Origin of the sequence: Burkholderia sp. RS01, from assembly GCF_039748055.1 — a bacterium.
In the GTDB taxonomy this organism is placed as follows: domain Bacteria; phylum Actinomycetota; class Actinomycetes; order Actinomycetales; family Micrococcaceae; genus Arthrobacter.
The window spans coordinates 120,567-140,580 of record NZ_JBDLAK010000010.1 but is presented as its reverse complement, the minus strand read 5'-3'; the positions used below and the strand labels follow the sequence as shown (position 1 = coordinate 140,580).

The following is a 20,014-nucleotide window of genomic DNA, read 5'->3' as shown; positions in this document are numbered from 1 at the left end:
GCCTGGAACCTGTCCTTAGCGGCCGGTGCCGCCGTAGACGGTGGCTTCGGCTTCGCTGTCCAGATCGAAGGCCTTGTGGATGGCGCGGACCGCGTCATCCAGGAGGTCTGCGTGCGTCACGACCGAGATGCGGATCTCTGACGTCGAGATCATGTTGATGTTGATGCCCGCTGCGGACAGCGCCTTGAAGAAGGTGGCGGAGACGCCCGGGTGTGACCGCATGCCGGCGCCGATCAGGGACAGCTTGCCGATCTGTTCGTTGTATTCGATGCTCTCGAAGCCGATCTCCTGCTGGGCAGCGCGGAGTGCGGCCAGGGCATCCGCCCCCTCGACGATGGGGAGCGTGAAGGAGATGTCGGTCCGGCCGGTGCCGTGCGTGGAGACGTTCTGCACGATCATGTCGATGTTCGAATGCGCGTCAGCGATCACCTGGAAAATCGCGGCGGCCTTGCCGGGAATGTCCGGAACGCCCACAACCGTGACCTTCGCTTCCGAGCGGTCGTGTGCAACACCGGAGATGATTGGCTGCTCCAAGGCAACTCCCTCTTGAGTCGTGATCTTGTCGTCGGCGCCGGGCAGGACCCAGGTGCCTTCGTGCTGGCTGAATGAAGAACGGACGTGCAGCGGCACGCCGAAACGCCGTGCGTATTCAACGCACCGCAGGTGGAGGATCTTGGCGCCGGAGGCAGCCAGTTCCAGCATTTCCTCGCTGGAGATGCGGTCGATTTTCTGCGCGGACGGCACAACGCGGGGATCGGCGGTATAGATGCCGTCCACGTCGGTGTAGATCTCGCAGACGTCGGCTTCCAGGGCGGCGGCGAGGGCGACCGCCGTCGTGTCCGAACCGCCGCGGCCCAGGGTGGTGATCTCGTTCGTGGTGCGGCTCATGCCCTGGAAGCCCGCAACGATGGCGATGTGCCCCTTGTCCAGTGCGGTCCGGATGCGGTGCGGATCGACGTCGATGATCCGCGCCTTGCCGTGGATTCCGTCGGTGATCATGCCGGCCTGGGAACCGGTGAAGGACTGCGCGGACGCGCCGAACTTGTTGATCGCCATCGCCAGCAGCGCCATGGAAATGCGTTCGCCGGCGGAGAGAAGCATGTCCATTTCCCGCGCCGGGGCGGAATCGGTGACCTGTGCGGCGAGGTCCAGGAGTTCATCGGTGGTGTCGCCCATCGCGGAGACGACGACAACAACTTCGTTGCCGGCCTTCTGCGCATCGACCACGCGCTTCGCAACCCGCTTGATGCCCTCAGCGTCGGCCACCGAGGAACCGCCGAACTTCTGCACAATGAGCTGCGTGGTGACGGAGTCACTGACGGCCAGCTCCTGCGGCTGAGGTTCGGTCTTCACTTCGGTACTGGGCATACTCATGCGTGCACCCTCACTGGATCAATCGGAGTTTTGGCGGCCAGGGGCCTTGCGGCGCGACGGCGTACTAATGCCAACAGTTTATCGCCGCCGTCCGCCTCGCGTTGAATTGTGACCCTGGGACGGTCAGCTCAGGGCGTTGCGGCGGCCTTCGAAGGCCCGGCCCAACGTGACTTCGTCGGCGTATTCGAGGTCGCCGCCGACGGGCAGGCCGGAGGCGAGCCGGGTGACCGTAATGCCGATCGACTTGAGCATCCGTGCCAGGTACGTCGCCGTCGCTTCCCCCTCCAGGTTCGGGTCGGTGGCAATGATGATTTCCTGGATGGCGCCGTCATTGAGCCGGGTGAGGAGCTCGCGGATCCGCAGCTGCTCCGGGCCGATGCCGGCGATCGGATTGATCGCACCGCCCAGCACGTGGTACCGGCCGCGGAATGACCGGGTGCGCTCCACTGCCAGGACGTCCTTGGATTCCTCGACAACACAAATGACCGTCGGGTCCCGGCGCGGGTCCCGGCAGATGTTGCACAGTTCCTGCTCTGTCACGTTGCCGCAGGCCGTGCAGAACTTGACGCGTTCCTTCACCGTGGTGATGGCCTCCACCAGGCGCTTCATGTCCTGGGGGTCGGCCTCCAGAATGTGGAAGGCCAGCCGCTGGGCCGACTTCGGCCCTACGCCGGGGAGGCGTCCGAGCTCATCAATCAGCTCTTGAACTGCACCCTCGTACACAATGTCCTCGATTACTTGGTTGGAAGACCTCCGGCCGGCATGGGCGGAGAGGGGCCGGGCAGGGACGCCCGGCTGTCAGGGGGTGACGGGTTGGCTAATAGCGGGGCAGCAGCGGGCTTCCGTCCAGGGACCGTTCCTCAATGAGTTTCCCGCCCAGAATACGCTCGACGGCGGCCCGGCCGAATACGCCCGACTCCTCGATGGTTTCGTCGTCCGCGCTGGGAATGTCCTGCACGTACGGCGCGGCAGATTCGGTCTGCCGGGCAGGCGCCTTGGCCCGCCCTGCCTCGGCCTCGGGGCTGTTGGACAGCCTCTGGTACAGGCTCAGCTTTCCGCTGCCGGGCACCGGAGGCGCGGCTCTCGCCACACCTGCCGGGGCGGGAGCGGCCGCCGGGCCAGGCTGTGTAGCCGGGGCAGCGCTCGGTGCGAAGACCGGCACCCGCACCTGTGTTGATACGGCGACAGCCTGCGCGGCGGGCGACTGAATACTCGGCCCCGGGACGCCGTAGTCATGGCTGCCTGAGGCCTGGGCGGATGCCATGGCGTAAGCGGGGGCGAACTGGGGCACGTCCGATTCGGGCACCTCGGCCGGCGGGGGAGTGCCGCCGTTGCCCGGCGGCTGTGCCGTGCCCGTCGCCGGGACCGGCGCATCAGGGACGCTGGTGGCCGGGCGGTCTGTCCGGGGAATCTGTGCCGCTGCCGGCTCATAGCTCGGGGCGGCCGGCTCCGGAGGGACCGTTTCCGACGCGTCACCGGACTCGCCTTGGGATTTGCCGACATTGGTCTCTGAACCGAGGAGCCACACACCGGGGGCCTGCTCAACGGCGCGCGACCAAGGATCATCGGACGTACTCTGGGCGGGCGTGCGGTCAGCGGTGCCGGGCGCGTTGGCGGCCGCAGCGGGTGAAGCAGGGGCGGCGGTGGCAGGAGCAACCGTAGCCGGAGCTGTGCTGGGCCGGTCGGGCGAAGACTGGGCAGGGCGTGCCGGAGCCTGGCGCGGCGGCTCCCAGTCCACGGGGGGTTCTTCATCCAGGGGCGGCGCGTCCTCGTCCAGAGGCGGCCCCCAATCGTCGTCCGGGTAGGAGTAAGCGCCGGCCTGCGCGGCGTCGAACGCCTGCGGCGGCGAAGCTTGAGCCGGTGAGGACTGCCCGCGTGCCGGCGACTGGTCACTACCTGCACTGCCGGGGCCCGAACCCGCAGGCGTGGAACCAGCAGCCCCGGCCGTTTCAGCCCCGACCGCTTCGGCCGCGGTGGATCCGGCGGAAGCCGCTGACGGAGAAGACACAGCCGAGGATGACACAGCCGGACTGGAAACGGTGGGGGTGGAAACGGTCGGCGCGGAAACGGGCGGCGCAGAAGCGGCCGGCTGCGTTGCTGGGACCGGACCCGCCACGGAAGGGACTCCGTCCGAAGGACCGGTGGCGGAAGGACCGGCGGCGGAGGTGGCCGCAACTGACGCTGCGCCGCTTTGTGCAACCGGCCCGGACTCGGGTGCCGAAGGCGGCGTTGAGTCGGGCGCGGCAGGGGCAAGCCCCCAATCCGCATCCGTGGTGGTAGCCGGGACGTCCCGGCTAGTAGGCGCTTTTGGGTTTGGCTCAGAGCTCGCTGAGCTGCCGGACCCGGCCGCCACAGCAGTGATCTGGCAGTCGATGCCGATCGTCTTATGGATGGCCTGCCGCAGATTTTCGGAATGATCCGCCCGGCCGAAGGCACCGGCCAGCCCGGACGTCGTGAAGACAAGGGTAAGCACCTGGCCGTCGAACTGGCCGACCTGGGCGTTCGGCTCCACGAGGGTCCATGTTAGGCGCTTGATCTTGGTGAGGGTCTGCAGGATCTCCGGCCATGCCCGGCGGAGGACCTCGACGTCGGCACCTGCGCCGGCCGGTGCCGTTGCCGCGCGCTGCGGCGGGGCAGACTGTGCCGCGGCCGGTTCCGGCCGTGCCTCCGGACCCCGGGCCGGTGCCGGTTGGACAGCCTGCGCAGCCTGCTCTCCGGGAGCGGGCCGGGGCGCATGCAGGGGCTGGGCGGCGGGGCTTTGCGGAGTAGCCTCCCGGCCGGCGTCGCCACGCGGTGCCGAAGCCGCCCCGCGGGCGCCGGCAGGTGCCTCATCAACCGGCCAGTCATCGGTACTGATCCGGGGCGCGGCGAGGGGCTCCCTTCCGGCGTGCGCAGTGACGGGTGAGGCCGCCCGTTGCCGGGCAGCCGGAGGCGCGGCAGCGGGCGGCTGGGCGGCCGGACCTGCTGGTGCTGACGGGGATGGTGCAGAAGCGGCCGGGGCAGGCGCGGCAGCGGCGGGAGCATCGGCAGCCGGGGCCGGCAGAACGGGAGCAACGGGAGCCGCGGCCGGCGGAACAGGAGCTGCAGAAACAGCCGCAGCAGGCGAAGGGGCGGCAGACACGCCGGCGGGAGCGCCGACGTCGTTCCCTGCGTAGTTCAGCCTCCGCTCCACGCGGTCAATCCGGGCCGCGATCCCGCGTTCGGTCTGTTCGGAGCTGGGCAGCAGGATGCGGGCGCAGAGCAGCTCGAGGTGCAGCCGCGGCGACGTGGCGCCGGTCATTTCCGTCAGCGCGGTATTGGTGACGTCGGCTGCGCGGGAAAGCTCGGCGGCACCCAGGTTGTGCGCCTGGTTCTGCATCCGGGCAATCTGGTCCGCGGGCATGCCGCGGAGGATGGACTGGGCGCTTTCCGGCATTGCCTGGACGATGATGAGGTCCCGGAAGCGTTCCAGGAGGTCCTCGACGAAGCGGCGGGGATCGTGGCCGGTCTGGATAACGCGGTCCACTGCCCGGAAGACGGTGGCGGCGTCAGAGGCTGCGATCGCCTCGACGACGTCGTCCAGGAGCGATGCATGGGTGTAGCCAAGGAGCGCCACGGCAAGCTCGTAATCCAGGCCATCGGGGCCTGCGCCGGCCATCAACTGGTCAAGGACGGAGAGGGAATCGCGGACGGACCCGGCGCCGGCGCGGATGACGAGCGAGAGCACGCCGGGCGCCACGGGCACGTTTTCCTGCTGGCAGAGAAGCTCCAGATAGGCCATCAGCGGCTCGGGCGGCACCAGGCGGAAGGGGTAGTGGTGCGTGCGTGACCGAATGGTCCCGATGACCTTGTCCGGCTCGGTGGTGGCGAAGATGAACTTGATGTGTTCCGGGGGTTCTTCAACGATCTTCAGCAGGGCGTTGAAGCCCGCCGAGGTGACCATGTGGGCCTCGTCGATAATGAAGATCTTGTAGCGGTCCCGCACCGGAGCGTACGTGGCGCGCTCACGGAGGTCCCGGGCGTCATCCACGCCGCCGTGGCTGGCGGCGTCGATCTCGATCACGTCGAGTGATCCGGAGCCGCCGCGGGCCAGTTCCACGCAGCTGGGGCATACGCCGCAGGGGGTGTCCGTGGGGCCCTTGGCGCAGTTGAGGCAGCGGGCCAGGATGCGGGCGGAGGTGGTCTTGCCGCAGCCGCGCGGACCCGAGAACAGGTAGGCGTGGTTCACCCGGTTTTTGCGCAGTGCCGTCATGAGCGGCTCCGTGACATGTTCCTGCCCGATAACGTCCGCGAACGAATCGGGGCGGTATCTACGGTAAAGGGCAGTAGTAACAGTCACAGAGAAAACCCTACCAATCGGGACTGACATAAAAGACCCCTCATGCACCCGCCAGAGCCCGCTTACCCTTGCTACCTTCCGGTCCTGGGGGAGTTCAACAGGATGACGCCACATGAGGGGCCGTCAGACAGTTTACCCGAAGTTTAGGCGTGCCCCGAATCGGCTCCGGCACTGCCGTCCGGGCGCCGATATCGGGCCTCTCACCGATGCCCGTTCACGGGCCAGGTCATGAAGGCGGGCTCCTCATAAGGGTGGGCCGCCCGCAGCGCCCGGATGACGGCGTCGAGCATTCCGTCGTCCACCACGCACTCGATCCGGACTTCGGCCACCTGCTCCGGCACGCCCCTTGCGCCGATGAAGGGCTCGGCGCCGGCGAGGGGCGTGAAGCGCCCCGTGCCCGGAGCCGTAAACGCACAGTGCGAGTAGTTGCCGAGCCGGCCTGCGCCGGCATCCCCGATGGCGGCGAGCACTGCCTCGGCGTGTGATTCCGGGACATAGGCAACGAGGGCGTGGAGCTGGGACATGGCAACCATCCTGCCAGCCGGGCACCCGCGCGTCACCGTTCGCTGACCGGCGGCCGGGCGGGCGCAGTGCCTGCCGTCGCCGGCCTGTGTGAAGCCCCCGGCTGGCCCAATTGGGCGATGCCGAAAAGTTCAGGTATTCTAGTATCTGCTTTTGATTCAGAAGCTACTGGAGAATTCGCCTAGCGGCCTATGGCGCACGCCTGGAACGCGTGTTGGGTTAACGCCCTCGGGGGTTCAAATCCCCCATTCTCCGCCATCGGAAAACCCGGTTTCGACATTGTCGGAACCGGGTTTTCTGGTTCCTACGCCACGCCCAGCCGGCGGAGCCGCTCCCGCGCCGAGCGCTCACTTGGCCCGGTCCGGTCCAGTGCAAGGCGCACGACGGCGAGGGTCACCTGGGCGGCGATGGTCACCGGCAGCGGCAGGGGACCAAGCCGGGCGGTCCGCAGGCCGAGCATGGCGCGGTACCGGGGCTCCAGGCTGAGCACCGCGGCCTCGAACAGGACGCGGTAGCCGGGTTTCAGGAGCGGATGCAGGGGCGGATTGCGGATGAAGGCGACAGTTTCGGCAACCCGTTCGTCGGCACGAAGACCGCCCGAGGCGAACCACGCGTCCAATTCGGGTTTCAGTTCGGCCTCGCTCAGCGGAGGAGAGTCCACGCCCATCAGCCGTCCCGCCTGCGCCCACTCCCGGACGTACGCGTCGGGACCGCCCGGGATAGACCCGCCCACCGCTTGTGCGCGCAGAGGAACGAGTCGGTGAAGGTGACGTGGACCCACCGGAGCAAGTCGGGATCGTTCGCCGAGTAGTCCCGGACCTCACCCTGTCCATCCGTGTACTTTCCGTGCACCGACTCATGGATCCGCTGCACGCGCTTGCACGCGGCGAGTGCGTCGGCCTGGGAACCGTACGTGACGGCGTGGATCCAGCGGGTTGTCCTGGCGAGGCGGCCCAGGGCGTCCTCGCGGAATTTCGAGTGGTCGTGGACCCCGGCAAGGACGCCGGGGTGAAGCGACTGCATGAGCAATGACCGGATGCCTGCGATGAGCGCGGGCATGCCCCCGTGGACGGTCCAGACAGCTGAGCCCGGGAGGAAATATCCGGGGTCGTCCCCTTGGCCAAACATGAGCGCCCAGTCGGGCGGCTCCTCCGGGCTTCCGGTGAGCGCGCGCCGAACTTCGGACCGCCATTCCCTCAGGAAATTCCGCATGTTTCCATTGTTGCCCAGGGACGCTGGCGGCTTAAGCCTATAAATAACACCGTATTTAGCCCCCCAGTTTTGGGGGTTTCCCGCGGACTGAGCGTGTGGCCACAATGGAGGACAATGCTCGTCGCGATAGGAGTTTGGCGGGTCCTAATTCAGGAGAAATCAGTGGCAGCTCATGGGGGACACGGACACGCGCCGAGGGTTATCGGACCTGGGCGGATCGCCTTGCGGAGTCTCTCCGCGGCCGTGGTCGTTGGGTTCTCCGTCTTCGCCTTTGGGTTCCAGGGACCGGCCGGTTCAGTGCAGCAGCCCGTCGGGGACGCCATCCCGCTGACACCTCCTTCCGGCGTTGTGGGCCCATCCCTGCTTGATCCGGACACCACGCACGAAGGCCATGCCCTGGGCGAGCCGGCCGCGGACGCCCTGGCCAAGGTCCCTTACGGCCGGACGGTGGTGGACACGTCGACTGCAAAGACCGGAACCAAGCCGCGGACGCCGGGCGTGGCGTCCTCTGAACTGAAGCGGCCCGGCGAGGGCTTCCTCATGGCGCCGCTTGAAGTGCTCAACCCGACTTCTCCGTTCGGAGTGCGCCATAACCCGCTGACCGGCGAAGATGGCGAATTCCACTGGGGCCAGGACTTCGCCGCCGCCTGTGGAACCCGCGTCTACGCGGCCGACTCCGGGGTGGTCCGGGCGGCCGGATGGCACCCCTGGGGCGGTGGCAACCGTGTGGAGATCGACCACGGTAACGGGCTGATCACCACGTACAACCACCTCCAGGGCATAGCAGTCGAAAAAGGCGATCAGGTACGGGTTGGCGAGGTCATTGCAGAAGTGGGCACTACCGGAGCTTCCACCGGATGCCATCTGCATTTCGAAGTGATCAAGGACGGACAGCACGAGGACCCGATGAAATGGACCCTGCTGCCCATCCGGCAGGTGGACCGGCTGACTCCGGCGGTCCTGACCAGTTTCGACCCCAGCACCGCCCTCACCTCGGGCTGGGCGATCCCCGCCCTGCCGGGGAACACCGACGACAGCCTGTCTCCTGTTGCTGCCGCGTTGGCCGCCAAGCCGCGGACCAGTTCCGCGGCCAGCCTGCCCCGGACCGCACTGGTACCCAGCTCGTCGTCGCCACGGCCGTCCTCGACGCCGACCGCCACACCCACCAAACCGACGGCCCCTGCGACGCCGAAACCGACGCCTACCCCGACGCCGCCTGCGACGCCCACTCCGACGCCGACACCCACCCCCACGCCGACACCCACCCCGACTCCCACGCCAACGCCGCCTCCGGCGGAGCCGACACCGCCACCGGTTGAACCGGCACCGGTGGAGCCGCCGCCCGTGACCACCGACCCGGCGCCCGTCGACCCCGTTCCTCCCACTGAACCTGCCCTGACGGCGGAGCCGGTACCGACGGAGTCCGTGCCGGTGACAGATCCCGTCCCAACGCCGTCGGCCACGGAAAGCCTGGCCCCGTCCCAGCCGGAGCCGGTTCCCACGGCTGATCCGGCGCCTGTGCCGTCGTCGACGGTTGTTCCAACTGATGCTTCTGCGGCAGCCGCCTCAGGGGCCGTGCCTGAAGGAGTAGTGCCGGTGGAGCCCGCCGCCGCGCCGTAGGTGCGGCGGCGGTTGCCCCGCCGTCCGGCTGGTCCGCCAGCCGGGTTAGGAGGTCGAAGGAATGCAGCGGGAGCCAATACCGTTGTCACTAATGACAGCTATGCACCCGGTCAGAAGGCACCATGTGACTTCCCTCCCTACGATTCCGCTGACACTGAACGACGGAACCGCTACCGATTTCGGACGCTTCACAGGGAACGCAATGCCGGTGGTTAACTCGGCCTCCGAGTGCGGTTTCACGCAGCAGCATGGCGTCACCTTCCCCCTCACCGCCAAGGCAAACGTCCGACGCGAAGCGCGGCACCCCCTGTACGGCGAGCTGACCATCAAGAAGACGTTTCTGCCGGGCACGGTCACGTGGAACTTCGAGAAGTTCCTGGTCAACCGTGACGGTGAAATTGTGGGGCGGTTCGCCTCCGCCGTGGATCCGGCGTCGCCGGAGCTGCGGCAAGCCATCAAGGCGGTCATCGAGTGATGCCCGCCGTCATTAAACGAAAGCGAGGAAGGTAGCCCGAAAGCGGCGGCGCAGCCGTAATTTTTCAACATGCCAACTCCAGTTTCCCCAAAGTTCGCTTTTTATCTGGTTGGATGGAGCGTACTGAGAGGGACACAGGAGGCGCCCCGCTTCCTCACTACCGCGAAGGCAGCAATGGAGCTCATCGAGGCCGAGCACCCCCGGCCACGTCATTTTCTACTCCACCTGAGTGACCCCCACCTGCTGGGAGGTCCGGACCCCCTTTATGGAGCCGTAGACAGCGAAGCCCGCCTGATCCAGCTTTTCGACGAGGTTCAAGCCTCGGGCGCGCGGCCCGAAGCCGTGATCTTCACCGGCGATCTGGCGGACAAAGGCGACCCCGAGGCGTATGCCAAGCTTCGTGCCATCGTTGAACCGGCGTGCAGGGATCTCGGTGCCAAGGTCATCTGGGCTATGGGTAACCATGACAACCGTGCCAACTTCCGGGCCGGCCTATTGGACCAGCCCGGCAACGACGATCCTGTGGACCACAGCTACTATGTGAACGGCCTGCGGGTCATCACCATGGACACCTCCGTGCCCGGGTTCCACCACGGCGAGCTCAGCGACGGTCAGCTTGACTGGCTTGCCGCCCAGCTGGAGACGCCTGCCCCGGACGGCACCATCCTCGCGCTGCACCACCCGCCGGTGCCCTCCGTCCTGGACCTCTCCGTGCTTGTGGAGCTCCGTGACCAGGCTGCCCTGGCCGCAGTGGTCCGCAACTCTGATGTCCGCACCATCCTCGCCGGGCACCTGCACTACTCGACCACCGGCACGTTCGCCGGTATCCCGGTGTCGGTGGCCTCCGCCACCTGTTACACCCAGGACCTGAACGTTCCGGTGGGCGGCACCCGCGGACGCGACGCCGGGCAGGCCTTCAACCTGGTGCACGTCTATGAGCACACGATCGTGCATTCGGTGGTTCCGCTGGGAGCCGCACCGACCGTCGGGGAATACGTGAGCCCGGAAGAGACGGAACGGCGGCTGGCCGCTGCCGGCATCCGCATTCCCGATCAGGCAAAGCGCCAGGTCCTGACCACCAAATAGCAGCCCGCCCCGGCTGCCTCGCGGCCCGGGGCAATCAGCTGTGCCCGGCTGCTTTTCCGTCCCCTGCTACTTTTCCCAGGGCGCCTTGATGGGGTAGAACTTCTCCAGGAAGTCGGTGACGAGTTCCGCCCGTTCCTCTGCCGGAACCTCCGGGAAGCTGCCGTCATTGAGGCAGAAGAAATCCATGTTGCGCTTGGACAGCAGCTTGGGGAGGTAGTTCAGGCCGGCGCGGGCCGTGGTGTCCACGTACCTGACCCTGGCCGCCGTCTGCGTCACCGCGCGTCCGGTGAGCAGAGCGTAGTAGTGGTAGAAGGAATTGGTCACGGAGATGTTGTCCGCGGCACGGAACGTGCTGGCCGCCGTCTTGGCGAACTCCGCGGGGAACTCCTGCTCCATCTGGGCGATCACGCTGCGCCGCAGCGGTGCGGCCGTGTGCTCAAGGTGCCGGGTGGTGATCCGGCCAAAGCGGTCCCACAGCAGTTTGCGGTTCACCCGCGCGGCGTTTTCGAATCCGCTGCGCTCAGCGTCGTTGTCACCGAGGCCGATGCGGGTCTCCGCCTCGATGAACTTGGTGATGCCGCCCGGCGTGAAGAACATGTCCGGTCCGACCGGCCGCCCGAAGAACATGTCGTCATTGGAGTACAGGAAGTGCTCGGACAGGCCCTCGATATGGTGCAGCTGGCACTCGACGGCCTGGGAGTTGTGCGTCGGCAGCACGGAGGGGTCCGCGAAGAACTCCTCGCTGTTGACGATCGTCACCGACGGGTGGTCCGCCAGCCACGCCGGCGCGGGGGAGTCCGTGGCAATGACAATGCGGCGGATCCAGGGTGCAAACATGTACACGGACCGGAGCGCATACTTGAGCTCATTGATCTGGCGGTAGCGCGCCTCGTGGTCGTCGCCTTCTCCCACGACGGCTCCGGCCATCCGTGCCCGCCGGGCTGCGATGTATTCCGGAGAGCTTCCGTCCACCCACGAGAAGACCAGGTCGATGTCGAAGCTGATGTCGCTCGCGTGGTCCGCAAACATGTTCTCGATGGTGGGCCAGGTGTGGCCGTAGCGCTCAACGGTTCCACGGACGGCGTCGTTTGCCAACATGGTGCGGCGGGTGAGCGAATTCTCGATCGGCAGGATCACTTCGTTGCCCTGGAAGCTCCACAGCTCCACCTGCACGCCGGCGGAAGCGCCGAATTCGAAGCCGCCGGTCGGCTCCACGCGGGGACGGTACAGCCGGAAGATCCGTGCCTGCCGGTTGGTTGAGAGTTCACCGTCGGCCACCAGCACGGCCGTTTTCTTCTTGGCGTCAACGGTCATCGAGTAGAACGGTTCGTTCCGGCAGGCGTCCACGAGGGCGGCGCGAAGCTTCTTCCGGTTCTTCCAGTCCAGCGCGATCACCGGGCGGTCGTTATTGCCCCGGACCAGCAGGTAATCCAGCCCGGCCGCGGCCAGCACGTTCCGGAGGAACAGCAGGTCCTCCACCATCGCCTGGTACGGCGTCCGGTTCTCATTGATCAGCGCATACCGGCCCGAGCGGCGCACGACGTCGGGGCGATGCTTGAGGCGCGCAACAGCCGCCGGCGACGTTACTTCCGCATGCGCGGGTACGTCCTCGGATGCCTGGCCGCCGTAGTAAATATCATCCTGAACCGTTACGTCTGTAATGGTGATTCTCCGTGCTGTTCGGGGGTGGGGTCTTACTTGCATGATAGTCCTGCCGAAAAAACTGCAGGGAAATTACTGGCGCCGCTGCGGCGGCAGCGGGCTCAGCCAGCCAGCGCTTCCCTCCACCTGTGAAGGAAGGCCCCTCCGGCGTCGTCGTGAATCACCGTTCCGTCCAGGCCTAGATCGGCGGCCGTGAGGACGTCATAGGGCTTGACCGGCACTCCGTCCGTGGGCCGGACGTCCACGTGCTTGACCTGGTGGTCGTTGTGGTGCAGCCAGTCGGCCATGGCGTAGTCCGTCCGGGAATCGCCCACTGTCCGCCACGCCTGCGGCGTGATGCCCTGGGCCGCCAGCAGCTCCACCGCCCTGCTCGCGCCCAGGTCCTTGCCGAGGCGGACCGACTCGATGTCCGTCGAGATGATGGTGGGATCCACGCGGTAATCGATCTGGTCATCGGAATTCGGTGCGTGGTGGTCCAGCCTGACCACGCCCAGCCCGTGGCGCCCCATCAGCTCAACCGCCTCCGCGTCGAACAGCTCCTGCTCGGCGAGGTACTCCCCGCTGGGCACCTCGATGTGCTGCTCCACGGACACCATGGCGCGCTTCGTTTCGTCAAAGAACATGTGCGAGGCGTAGTCCTCGGCCACCATCCGGCGGACGTCGTCCCCGAACGCGGCGGGGACGGCGAGCTCGTGGTCCACGTGGATTGGACCCGGACCTGCCGCGGTGTAGCTGAACCACACGGCGCCTTTTTCGCAGATGGCGTGGATCAGGGTCCCGGCAGGCATCCCCGCGGCGATCATCGGCTCCATGACCTGCTCGCGGATGAAGGCGTCCGAACGGCCGGTGTTGAAGATGACCGGAACTCCCGCCGAGGCCAGGGCCACCAGGTCGGCAATGATTTCCGGCTTGACGTCCCGCGTGACGGGGCTGGCGACCGGACCGTCGACGTCCAGGAGCAGGGCAAGGGCAGGAGCCGACGGCGTGTGGGCGCCAAGGCCGGCGGCGGCAGCATTCGCAGGGGGTGCAGTCATGCTTCCATTCTTACAGCCGGCGCCGGCCGGCCGGCGGTGGCGGGCGGAAGTCGGCCCGATGTGACACATGGTTACTGTTTGGCTACAACCTCCGGGCCGGGCGGGTTCCACATTCCCTTGGACCGGCAAGGTGCTTAGCATTGCATGGTGATATTCAAAGCTGTGGGCGAGGGACGCCCTTACCCCGACCATGGTTTCAGCACGCCCAAGGACTGGGCCGCCCTTCCGCCGCGGCCGGTGCGCCTGGATGAACTCGTGACCACCAAGCGGACCCTGGACCTTGAAGCCCTCCTGGCCGAGGATTCAACATTTTTTGGCGATCTCTTCCCGCATGTTGTGCAGTACAAAGGCACGCTCTATCTGGAGGATGGCCTGCACCGGGCGGTCCGCACGGCCCTTCACCAGCGGACCGCCATCCACGCCCGTGTGCTGGTGATCGATGGCTAGAAAACCCAAGGATGCCTCGGTCCTGCACGGGCACCGCGTCATCACCGGGCCGGAGCTTCGGGCCACCTTCGCGGAGCCGGACGACACCGTGGACAACCCGGTCCGGCTGCGGCGGCGCATCCTGCACGGCGTGGTGCTGGTCCTGCTCCTTGCCCTCATTGTCGCGGCAATCATGGGCGCCGTGGGCGTCATGAACGGCCAGATCAAGTTTCCGACGGCGATCCAGACGCAGGAGAAGGCGTCGCTCTGCCCCGACACCACGTTCAACTACACACCCAATGCCAAGGTAAAGGTCAACGTCTTCAATTCGACCAGCCGGGCGGGCCTGGCCAAATCCGCGGCCAACGAGTTCCGCGCCCGGAAATTCGCTGTCGGTGCCGTGGGCAACACCGAGACAGGCTACCGCGGCGTGGCAGCTGTCGTTTCCGGGGCAGCCGGACAGTCCGCGGCCTTCAGCGTGCAGCGGAACGTGCCGGGCTCGGACTATTTCCAGGACGGCCGCACGGACGCCAGCGTGGACGTTATCCTGGCCGGCGACTACCGCGGCCTGATGAAGCCCGCGCTCGTTGACCAGACGCCCGGCCAGCTCAGCTGCCCGCGGGAAAGCCGGCGCATTGCTGATGACTCCCGGTGGCCGGTTATTCCCACCCAGGGCGCCAAGCGCTGATCTTCAGCCCGCCGCCTCCGGCGGAGGGCTGAGGCGCACGGGGCGGCCGCCGTCGTCGAACCTGGCGCCGGCCCCCAGCTGGATGAACCGGACAGTCCGTGAGATGCGCTCTTCCAGGTCCTCCGGCTCGTCGCTGCCTCGGGCGGCGCTGGAGGACAGCGTTCCGTGGATGAGCTGCGCCTGCTGCCTTGCGTCTGCTGCCGGCAGGTATCCCTGCTCCATGCCGTCGCTCAGGATGTCCTGGAGCAGGTTGCTGAGGCCGCCCACGTGGCCGGCCAGCTTGGCGAAGGACGAGGGTGAGAGCACCGCACCCATGGCGGGCCCGGGCGGCAGGTGGCGGCGGCTGAGGTCCTCGACCTGCGCCCGCACATACAGCGCCAGACGGTCCACCGGGTTGTCCAGGCGGGCGAGGGAGTCGCGCAGCTCGGCCAGGAACCGCTCGGTCTCTACCAGGGCGTAGGCGATCAGCAGCTCTTCGATGTCGGCGTAGTAGTTGTAGACGGCCGTGCGGCCAACGCCAGCGTGCCGCGCCACGTCCGTCATGGTGAGCCCGGGCAGCCCGTGTGTGAAGAGGAGCTCGCCGAACGCCTTCAGGATGCGGCGCTGGGTGTCGGCGCGCTGCGCAGCGTTGCTGGGGGCCGAAATCCGTGGCATACGCACACTTTACCGCGATCTGTCAGTAAACCAGGTCATGTTTTTGCTGTCTGGGGCGAAGTGGCGCCGGTAGAGTGTGCGTTATTCCTTGCAACTGGGGCGTTGTGGAACATCATGGCCATCACATGTGAACGGACCGCGAATTTGAAGCGGGTTCCTCCCGCAAACGGCCGCGCCACAGCAAACGCGGTTTCAGTGCGTCGGGGCTGTCCTTCATGGTCCGCTGGGCGTTCGCGGTGTCCGCCGCGATGCTGGTGGCAGGCCTGGTGGAGTACGCCGTAGCCAGGCAGCAGATCATCGACCGTTGGCTGGAAGGATACCGGCTGACCTACGAGGCGGTGGCCGCGGAACTCGAGGAATCGCCGGCCGCCGATTTGGATCCGGCCAAGCGTGAGCAGGCGGTTGCTGATGAAATCCACCACCTGCAGCGCAGCCAGGGCACCGTCTATGTGGGTCTGTTCCGCTTGGACGGAACGCTGATCGCCTGAGGCGACGGCCAGGTGGGCGCGGGCGAGTCGGAGACCGCTGACGCAACACGTTTTTCCGAGATGCTTTCGACAGGCACCACAACCGTGGAAACCGAATCGGAAATCGGAGGCACCGGCGTGACCAGGTACGAATTCCTGGTGCCAGTGTCCGCGCCGGAAGGAACGCTGGTGCTGGAAATTGACCAGCGCGCGGAAATAATCACCGGACTGGTCGGGAACCTGGGGTCCAACAAACTCCTCGGACTGCTGGCGGCGATACTCGTGGCGGACCCCCTTGTCCTACGTGTTCGGGGGCCGGGCACTGCAACGCCGCCACGTGCACGCGCGCCTGCAGGCTGACGCGGACCCGCTGACGGGGCTTTCGGGGCGCCCCCCGTTCCAGCCGTCGCTGGAGGCCACGCTGACCAACAAGAAGTACGGGGTGGTGACCCTCGCACATGCTCACCCGGCTCTTGCAGCCCGGACTTACGGCTACCGGCCGGCCCGTCATCGCCGGTCAGGGTTACCTCCTCGGCCGGCCGGGTGAACAGCCGGTGGGACTTGACACCCACCTGGACGTCCTGGACCAGCTTCCAAGGGACACAGAGCCCGACCGGGACGACGTGAACGACGCGTTCTACGGCACCACGCAGGGCCGTTCCGCCGCCAGGCGGTGCCGCATGGTTCGGGAGCGTGCCGCCGTCGTAGGCGCTTTAGGTGCTGCAGCCGTCGGGTCCGCAGGCGTCGCCCGCTGCATCCGCGGCGGCCGAACCGTCGGTGCCGACCATGACCAGGGGATGCGAATCCTGCCAGGCCTGTTCGAGTGCCATGGTGAACGTCGCGGCGGGCTGGGCACCGGAGAGTCCAAACTTGCGGTCGATCACGAAGAACGGCACACCGCTGATGCCCAGGGCGCGTGCCTCGGCGAAGTCGTGCCGGACGTCGTCGGAGTATTTGTCCGTGCTGAACAGCTCGGCGACGTCGGCGGCATCAAGGCCCAGGTCTTGGCCGAGGGAGGTCAGGTACTCCCGGCTGCCGATGTCCCTGCCGTGCTCGAAGTGATCGCTGAGCAGCCGTTCCTTGGCCTCGTCCTGCTTGCCGTGGGTGGCCGCGAGGTGGATGAGCCGGTGGGCCGTGAAGCTGTTGGCAACGACGACGGCGTCGAACCGGTAGTTGAGCCCCTCGCCTTGGGCTTGGGCTGCCACATGGTCAAACATCTCGGACACCTGCTCCGGCGCCATGCCCTTGCGGGTGCTGAGGTAGTCCAGTTCGGTGCCGTCGTAGTGCTCCGGCAGGGAGGGATCCAGCTGGTAGCTGCGCCATTGCACCTCTACCTCGTCACGGTGCGGGAATTCGGCCAGGGCGGCCTCGAACCGGCGCTTGCCGATGTAGCACCACGGGCACGCGACGTCTGACCAGATTTCAATCTTCATGTCTGCGACAACCGGCGCTTCCGGCGGGACATTCCCGGTTCAGCTGTTGGCTTGCTCACTGCCAGTTCGCGCTTTGGAGCTGCGCTTCGGGCTACGGGAGGGCGCGCTCCATGACGAAGTCGTGCTCCACCGTGGCGCCCAGGGTGAACGACTTGGTGCCGACCTTCCGGAAGCCTGATTTCTCGTAGAAGCGGATGGCCTTGGCATTCTGGCTGTTGACTCCGAGCCACATTCCGCGCGCACCGGTGGCTGCGGCCTCGCCGAGGGTGGCGTGCACCAGCTCCGCCGCGGCGCCCAGCCCGTGGTGGTCGGGGTGCACGTAGCACTTGCTGAGCTCGGTGGCCGGCAGGGCGGTTAGGGCGGCGGCAACGTCCGGATCCCGGGCCGGACGGTCCACGAGCATGCTGTAGCCGCGGAGGTCGCCGTCGGAGTCGATCACCAGGACCGTGACGTCGGGGTCTGCCAGATAACCTCGGAAGTTTGATTCGCTGAGCGTCGCCTCGAGGTGTGCCGCGATATCGGCAGGGGAGGACTCCGGCGGGCAGGCGAGCGGAAAGGTGACGGCAGCAAGCCCGGCCAGCCGGCCGGCGTCGTCCACGGTTGCTTTTCGGATGGCGTGCGTCATGCCCAAAATCCTATGCTGCTGTGTCCTTGAGGTGGGCCCTGATGCTGTCGACCACCAGCTGGTGGTCGTCATCGGAGGACAGCCCGGAAACCGTGACAGCAGCGACGACGCCCGTGCCCGGGACACGGACAGGGAAGGAGCCTCCGGCTAGCGTGTAATCCTCCGCTGCGAGCCACCCGCCTTGCGTGGGGTCGAAGCTTTTGGCCGAGAACTCCTCGGTCAATAGCGCTGTGCTGCGTTCAAAGCGCAGGGTACTGGCCGACTTGCGGCGGATCCACTCCTCCTGGTCGGCCGTGGCTCCTGGCAGGACACAGCGGAACAGCACGAGGTTGTGGCGCCGGATATCGATGGCCACAGAGTGGCCCTCGGCGATCGCGCGGTTGGCGATGAGCGAGCCGAGTCGCCACGCGTCGTGATGGTCAAAGCACGGAAAGACGAGCTCTTCCTCGTGCCGGCGCAGTTCGGTGATCCGCGGCGAGTCGGCGTCAGTCATTCGGAACCGTTCCCTCAACGGGAGTGTCGGCATCGTAGCTGAGCCCGATCTGGCGGCGGATTTCGTCCATCGCCGCCATGACGGCGACCGTCTCGCTTGGAGGAAGAATGGTGCCGGCGGTATCGCCTTCCCTGACCAGTCGCTCCAGCTCGGCGGCCTGGTACTGCATACCCCGGCTGGCGACAGGCTGCTCGTAGCGTTCAACAACGCTGCCATCCACGGCATGAACGGTGAACGGCACGGGGTTGTACCAAGTGGATTCGAGGTCGATCCACCCTTCGGTCCCGATGATCATGGCCCGGTTGGCGCTGGCGGCGTCCAGTTCGCAGTCCACGATGGCCTGCTGGCCGCCGGCATAGTCAAAGATGGCTGCAGTCTGCCGGTCCACGCCCGTCGCAGTCATGGAGGCACTGGCGCGAATCGTCTCCGGCGCTCCCAGGATGTCGAACGCAAAAGAGATCGGGTAGATGCCGAGGTCCAGGAGCGCTCCCCCGCCCAGTGCAGGATCATTCAGCCGGTGGGCGGGGTCCTTGGGCAGGCTCTGGTTGTGGCCGGCCACCACCTTCCGGACCTCACCGATGGTGCCTTCCTGGATGATGGCGCGGAGGCGGATCATGTGCGGGAGGAATCGGGTCCACATGGCTTCCAGCGCCACGAGCCCCTTGGATTCCGCGAGATCAACAATGTCCTGGGCTTCGCTGGCGTTCATGGTGAACGGCTTCTCCACCAGCACATGCTTGCCCGCATTCAACGCCAACAAGGCATTGGCGTGGTGGAACGGGTGCGGCGTGGCGATGTACACCACGTCAACCGACGGGTCTGCCACCAGGTCCTCGTAGCTGCCGTGTGCCGTTGCCACGCCGTACTGCTCGGCAAACGCCTTGCTCGAGTCCAGCGAGCGTGACCCGACGGCCTGCACCGTGAAGCCGTTCTCGGTCAGGTCCTGCGCCTGCAGCCCGGCGATGAATCCGGTGCCGAGGATGCCCCAGCGGATTGCACCGTCGGAAGTGCCGGTGGGTTGATTAGTCACGAGCGTGGTCCTTTGGTGAGTCGGTGTTGGCGAGCGGATACGCCACAAACGCAAAGCGCTTGGAATCGGGTGCCCAGCTGTTGACATTGAGGGTCCCCTGGCCGCCGAAGACGGGCCAGGTGTGAAGCGGTGCGGTCCAGTCGTTGGTGGAGACAAGCACGACGGCGACCGGCAAGTCCGCGGGGTGGCCCTCCGTGCCTGCGGGGAAGCGGATGTAGCTGGCCAGCTCCCCGTCGGGGGAGAGGTGCGGGAACCAGTCGACGGTCCCGCTCTCAAGGAGGCGCTCGAAACCGGTTCCGTCAACCTGCACGCGGGCAAGCTGGGCGTGGCCGCGGAGAGCGCTGAAGGACTCGGTATTCAGGTAGAGCCACTTTCCGTCCGGCGAGTATTCCGGTCCGTCGCAATGGCCGGGGCCGACATCAACTCCGGCGGTAGCACCGCCGTCGGACGGTATGGTCCTGAGGCGGCCCGGCTGCGTAAAGTCGCCGGCCTCGATACCCACGTAAGCGAGCTCGCCGCCGTCTGGACTCACGCCGTGCAGGAAGTGGAAGGAGCCGTCGTCGTCGGTGATCCGTTCCACCGGACCGCCGCTCAAAGCTGCCCGGTAGATGTGGCCGTCGTTCGCCGACAGGAAGATGCCGGTGCCGTCAGGAGCGAGGACGTGGTCGTTGTTCAGGTCCGGGATGCCGGTGAGCGGGACCTGTTCGAGTGTCCGGCCTGCAACATCAAAGCTCCACAGTTTCCCGTCGCCGTTGAGGATGAGGGCCGAGCCGTCCAAGGTCCAGTTCGGCGCTTCGAGGAGGAACTGGTCGGTGCTATAGACGAGTTCGGATTCGCCCGTGACGGACGCAATCCAGACCTCGCAGCGCTGGCCGGGCCGAAGGGTACGCAGCAT

At 66.8% G+C, this 20,014-nt stretch carries 21 protein-coding genes, 1 tRNA gene and 1 other RNA gene; 8 read left to right on the top strand and 15 right to left on the bottom strand.

Annotation, left to right across the window (positions count from 1 at the left end; genetic code table 11):
* Nucleotides 1-15: 15 nt before the first annotated feature.
* From ABFP37_RS11400 to ABFP37_RS11380, 5 genes are all read right to left on the bottom strand, one after another.
* On the bottom strand, nucleotides 16-1,374 hold the full coding sequence (locus ABFP37_RS11400) for an aspartate kinase (RefSeq protein ID WP_347033650.1): 1,359 nt from the start codon (nucleotides 1,372-1,374) through the stop codon (nucleotides 16-18).
* Nucleotides 1,375-1,497: 123 nt separating this feature from the next.
* Nucleotides 1,498-2,097, bottom strand: coding sequence for a recombination mediator RecR (gene recR, locus ABFP37_RS11395; protein WP_078026765.1), 600 nt, complete (start codon nucleotides 2,095-2,097; stop codon nucleotides 1,498-1,500).
* Nucleotides 2,098-2,191: 94 nt separating this feature from the next.
* Nucleotides 2,192-5,692 carry a DNA polymerase III subunit gamma and tau gene (locus ABFP37_RS11390; RefSeq protein ID WP_347033648.1) on the bottom strand — a complete coding sequence of 1,167 codons (3,501 nt, stop codon included), beginning with the start codon at nucleotides 5,690-5,692 and terminating at the stop codon, nucleotides 2,192-2,194.
* Nucleotides 5,693-5,720: 28 nt separating this feature from the next.
* An RNA gene (gene ffs, locus ABFP37_RS11385) (signal recognition particle sRNA small type) lies at nucleotides 5,721-5,817 on the bottom strand.
* 75 nt (nucleotides 5,818-5,892) lie between these two features.
* Nucleotides 5,893-6,216 carry a hypothetical protein gene (locus ABFP37_RS11380; protein ID WP_078026763.1) on the bottom strand — a complete coding sequence of 108 codons (324 nt, stop codon included), beginning with the start codon at nucleotides 6,214-6,216 and terminating at the stop codon, nucleotides 5,893-5,895.
* 168 nt (nucleotides 6,217-6,384) lie between these two features.
* Here ABFP37_RS11380 and ABFP37_RS11375 point away from each other — a divergent pair.
* Nucleotides 6,385-6,472: transfer RNA gene (locus tag ABFP37_RS11375), tRNA-Ser, on the top strand.
* 46 nt (nucleotides 6,473-6,518) lie between these two features.
* Here the strand turns inward: ABFP37_RS11375 and ABFP37_RS11370 are convergent.
* Both ABFP37_RS11370 and ABFP37_RS11365 read right to left on the bottom strand, forming a co-directional pair.
* Nucleotides 6,519-6,875: a hypothetical protein gene (locus ABFP37_RS11370; protein WP_347033646.1), complete on the bottom strand. Its 357-nt coding sequence runs from the start codon at nucleotides 6,873-6,875 to the stop codon at nucleotides 6,519-6,521.
* Between the two features lie 5 nt (nucleotides 6,876-6,880).
* The gene (locus tag ABFP37_RS11365; RefSeq protein ID WP_347033644.1) at nucleotides 6,881-7,426 is read right to left on the bottom strand and encodes an oxygenase MpaB family protein; all 546 of its coding nucleotides are present in this window, start codon (nucleotides 7,424-7,426) and stop codon (nucleotides 6,881-6,883) included.
* Between the two features lie 297 nt (nucleotides 7,427-7,723).
* Between ABFP37_RS11365 and ABFP37_RS11360 the strand changes: the two genes are divergently transcribed.
* From ABFP37_RS11360 to ABFP37_RS11350, 3 genes are all read left to right on the top strand, one after another.
* The gene (locus ABFP37_RS11360; protein WP_347033642.1) at nucleotides 7,724-9,046 is read left to right on the top strand and encodes a peptidoglycan DD-metalloendopeptidase family protein; all 1,323 of its coding nucleotides are present in this window, start codon (nucleotides 7,724-7,726) and stop codon (nucleotides 9,044-9,046) included.
* Between the two features lie 124 nt (nucleotides 9,047-9,170).
* Nucleotides 9,171-9,521, top strand: coding sequence for a hypothetical protein (locus ABFP37_RS11355; RefSeq protein ID WP_078026761.1), 351 nt, complete (start codon nucleotides 9,171-9,173; stop codon nucleotides 9,519-9,521).
* 174 nt (nucleotides 9,522-9,695) lie between these two features.
* The gene (locus ABFP37_RS11350; RefSeq protein WP_078026760.1) at nucleotides 9,696-10,607 is read left to right on the top strand and encodes a phosphodiesterase; all 912 of its coding nucleotides are present in this window, start codon (nucleotides 9,696-9,698) and stop codon (nucleotides 10,605-10,607) included.
* Between the two features lie 66 nt (nucleotides 10,608-10,673).
* Here ABFP37_RS11350 and ABFP37_RS11345 read toward each other — a convergent pair whose 3' ends face one another.
* A complete protein-coding gene (locus ABFP37_RS11345; protein ID WP_347033640.1) occupies nucleotides 10,674-12,311 on the bottom strand; it encodes a stealth conserved region 3 domain-containing protein in 1,638 nt (545 codons plus the stop codon).
* 59 nt (nucleotides 12,312-12,370) lie between these two features.
* Complete coding sequence (locus ABFP37_RS11340) at nucleotides 12,371-13,303, bottom strand: hypothetical protein (RefSeq protein WP_078026758.1); 933 nt, start codon at nucleotides 13,301-13,303, stop codon at nucleotides 12,371-12,373.
* A 147-nt stretch (nucleotides 13,304-13,450) separates the two neighbouring features.
* Here ABFP37_RS11340 and ABFP37_RS11335 point away from each other — a divergent pair, with 147 nt between their 5' ends.
* Both ABFP37_RS11335 and ABFP37_RS11330 read left to right on the top strand, forming a co-directional pair.
* Entirely contained in the window at nucleotides 13,451-13,750 is a 300-nt protein-coding gene (locus ABFP37_RS11335) for a type II toxin-antitoxin system VapB family antitoxin (protein ID WP_104140389.1), read from the top strand.
* Entirely contained in the window at nucleotides 13,743-14,417 is a 675-nt protein-coding gene (locus tag ABFP37_RS11330; protein WP_078026757.1) for a LytR C-terminal domain-containing protein, read from the top strand. Before ABFP37_RS11335 ends, ABFP37_RS11330 begins: the two co-directional genes overlap by 8 nt.
* A gap of 3 nt (nucleotides 14,418-14,420) precedes the next feature.
* On the opposite strand, the gene ABFP37_RS11325 is transcribed toward ABFP37_RS11330, so the two are convergent.
* Complete coding sequence (locus ABFP37_RS11325; RefSeq protein ID WP_078026756.1) at nucleotides 14,421-15,071, bottom strand: TetR/AcrR family transcriptional regulator; 651 nt, start codon at nucleotides 15,069-15,071, stop codon at nucleotides 14,421-14,423.
* Nucleotides 15,072-15,286: 215 nt separating this feature from the next.
* Here ABFP37_RS11325 and ABFP37_RS11320 point away from each other — a divergent pair, with 215 nt between their 5' ends.
* Together ABFP37_RS11320 and ABFP37_RS11315 are read left to right on the top strand one after the other, a co-directional pair.
* Nucleotides 15,287-15,559: a hypothetical protein gene (locus ABFP37_RS11320; RefSeq protein ID WP_347033637.1), complete on the top strand. Its 273-nt coding sequence runs from the start codon at nucleotides 15,287-15,289 to the stop codon at nucleotides 15,557-15,559.
* Nucleotides 15,560-15,643: 84 nt separating this feature from the next.
* Nucleotides 15,644-15,898 (top strand): hypothetical protein, encoded by a 255-nt coding sequence (locus ABFP37_RS11315; RefSeq protein WP_139362684.1) that lies wholly within the window; start codon nucleotides 15,644-15,646, stop codon nucleotides 15,896-15,898.
* A gap of 353 nt (nucleotides 15,899-16,251) precedes the next feature.
* Here ABFP37_RS11315 and ABFP37_RS11310 read toward each other — a convergent pair whose 3' ends face one another.
* From ABFP37_RS11310 to ABFP37_RS11290, 5 genes are all read right to left on the bottom strand, one after another.
* Nucleotides 16,252-16,971, bottom strand: coding sequence for a DsbA family oxidoreductase (locus ABFP37_RS11310; protein WP_347033635.1), 720 nt, complete (start codon nucleotides 16,969-16,971; stop codon nucleotides 16,252-16,254).
* Nucleotides 16,972-17,062: 91 nt separating this feature from the next.
* Entirely contained in the window at nucleotides 17,063-17,596 is a 534-nt protein-coding gene (locus ABFP37_RS11305; protein WP_347033634.1) for a GNAT family N-acetyltransferase, read from the bottom strand.
* 10 nt (nucleotides 17,597-17,606) lie between these two features.
* On the bottom strand, nucleotides 17,607-18,089 hold the full coding sequence (locus ABFP37_RS11300) for a heme-degrading domain-containing protein (protein ID WP_347033633.1): 483 nt from the start codon (nucleotides 18,087-18,089) through the stop codon (nucleotides 17,607-17,609).
* Complete coding sequence (locus ABFP37_RS11295) at nucleotides 18,082-19,119, bottom strand: Gfo/Idh/MocA family oxidoreductase (RefSeq protein WP_347033632.1); 1,038 nt, start codon at nucleotides 19,117-19,119, stop codon at nucleotides 18,082-18,084. The genes ABFP37_RS11300 and ABFP37_RS11295 overlap by 8 nt, the downstream gene beginning before the upstream one ends.
* Nucleotides 19,112-20,014 (bottom strand): hypothetical protein, encoded by a 903-nt coding sequence (locus ABFP37_RS11290; protein ID WP_347033630.1) that lies wholly within the window; start codon nucleotides 20,012-20,014, stop codon nucleotides 19,112-19,114. Before ABFP37_RS11290 ends, ABFP37_RS11295 begins: the two co-directional genes overlap by 8 nt.

Bases quoted from the DNA above. Each gene is read 5' to 3' on its own strand.
- ABFP37_RS11320 (WP_347033637.1), top strand. From the start codon at position 15,287: ATGGTCCGCTGGGCGTTCGCGGTGTCCGCCGCGATGCTGGTGGCAGGC.
- ABFP37_RS11380 (WP_078026763.1), bottom strand. From the start codon at position 6,216: ATGTCCCAGCTCCACGCCCTCGTTGCCTATGTCCCGGAATCACACGCC.
- ABFP37_RS11365 (WP_347033644.1), bottom strand. From the start codon at position 7,426: ATGCGGAATTTCCTGAGGGAATGGCGGTCCGAAGTTCGGCGCGCGCTC.
- ABFP37_RS11350 (WP_078026760.1), top strand. From the start codon at position 9,696: ATGGAGCTCATCGAGGCCGAGCACCCCCGGCCACGTCATTTTCTACTC.
- ABFP37_RS11345 (WP_347033640.1), bottom strand. From the start codon at position 12,311: ATGCAAGTAAGACCCCACCCCCGAACAGCACGGAGAATCACCATTACA.
- ABFP37_RS11290 (WP_347033630.1), bottom strand. From the start codon at position 20,014: ATGCTGCGTACCCTTCGGCCCGGCCAGCGCTGCGAGGTCTGGATTGCG.
- ABFP37_RS11325 (WP_078026756.1), bottom strand. From the start codon at position 15,071: ATGCCACGGATTTCGGCCCCCAGCAACGCTGCGCAGCGCGCCGACACC.
- ABFP37_RS11330 (WP_078026757.1), top strand. From the start codon at position 13,743: ATGGCTAGAAAACCCAAGGATGCCTCGGTCCTGCACGGGCACCGCGTC.
- ABFP37_RS11305 (WP_347033634.1), bottom strand. From the start codon at position 17,596: ATGACGCACGCCATCCGAAAAGCAACCGTGGACGACGCCGGCCGGCTG.
- ABFP37_RS11300 (WP_347033633.1), bottom strand. From the start codon at position 18,089: ATGACTGACGCCGACTCGCCGCGGATCACCGAACTGCGCCGGCACGAG.
- ABFP37_RS11310 (WP_347033635.1), bottom strand. From the start codon at position 16,971: ATGAAGATTGAAATCTGGTCAGACGTCGCGTGCCCGTGGTGCTACATC.
- ABFP37_RS11340 (WP_078026758.1), bottom strand. From the start codon at position 13,303: ATGACTGCACCCCCTGCGAATGCTGCCGCCGCCGGCCTTGGCGCCCAC.
- ABFP37_RS11400 (WP_347033650.1), bottom strand. From the start codon at position 1,374: ATGAGTATGCCCAGTACCGAAGTGAAGACCGAACCTCAGCCGCAGGAG.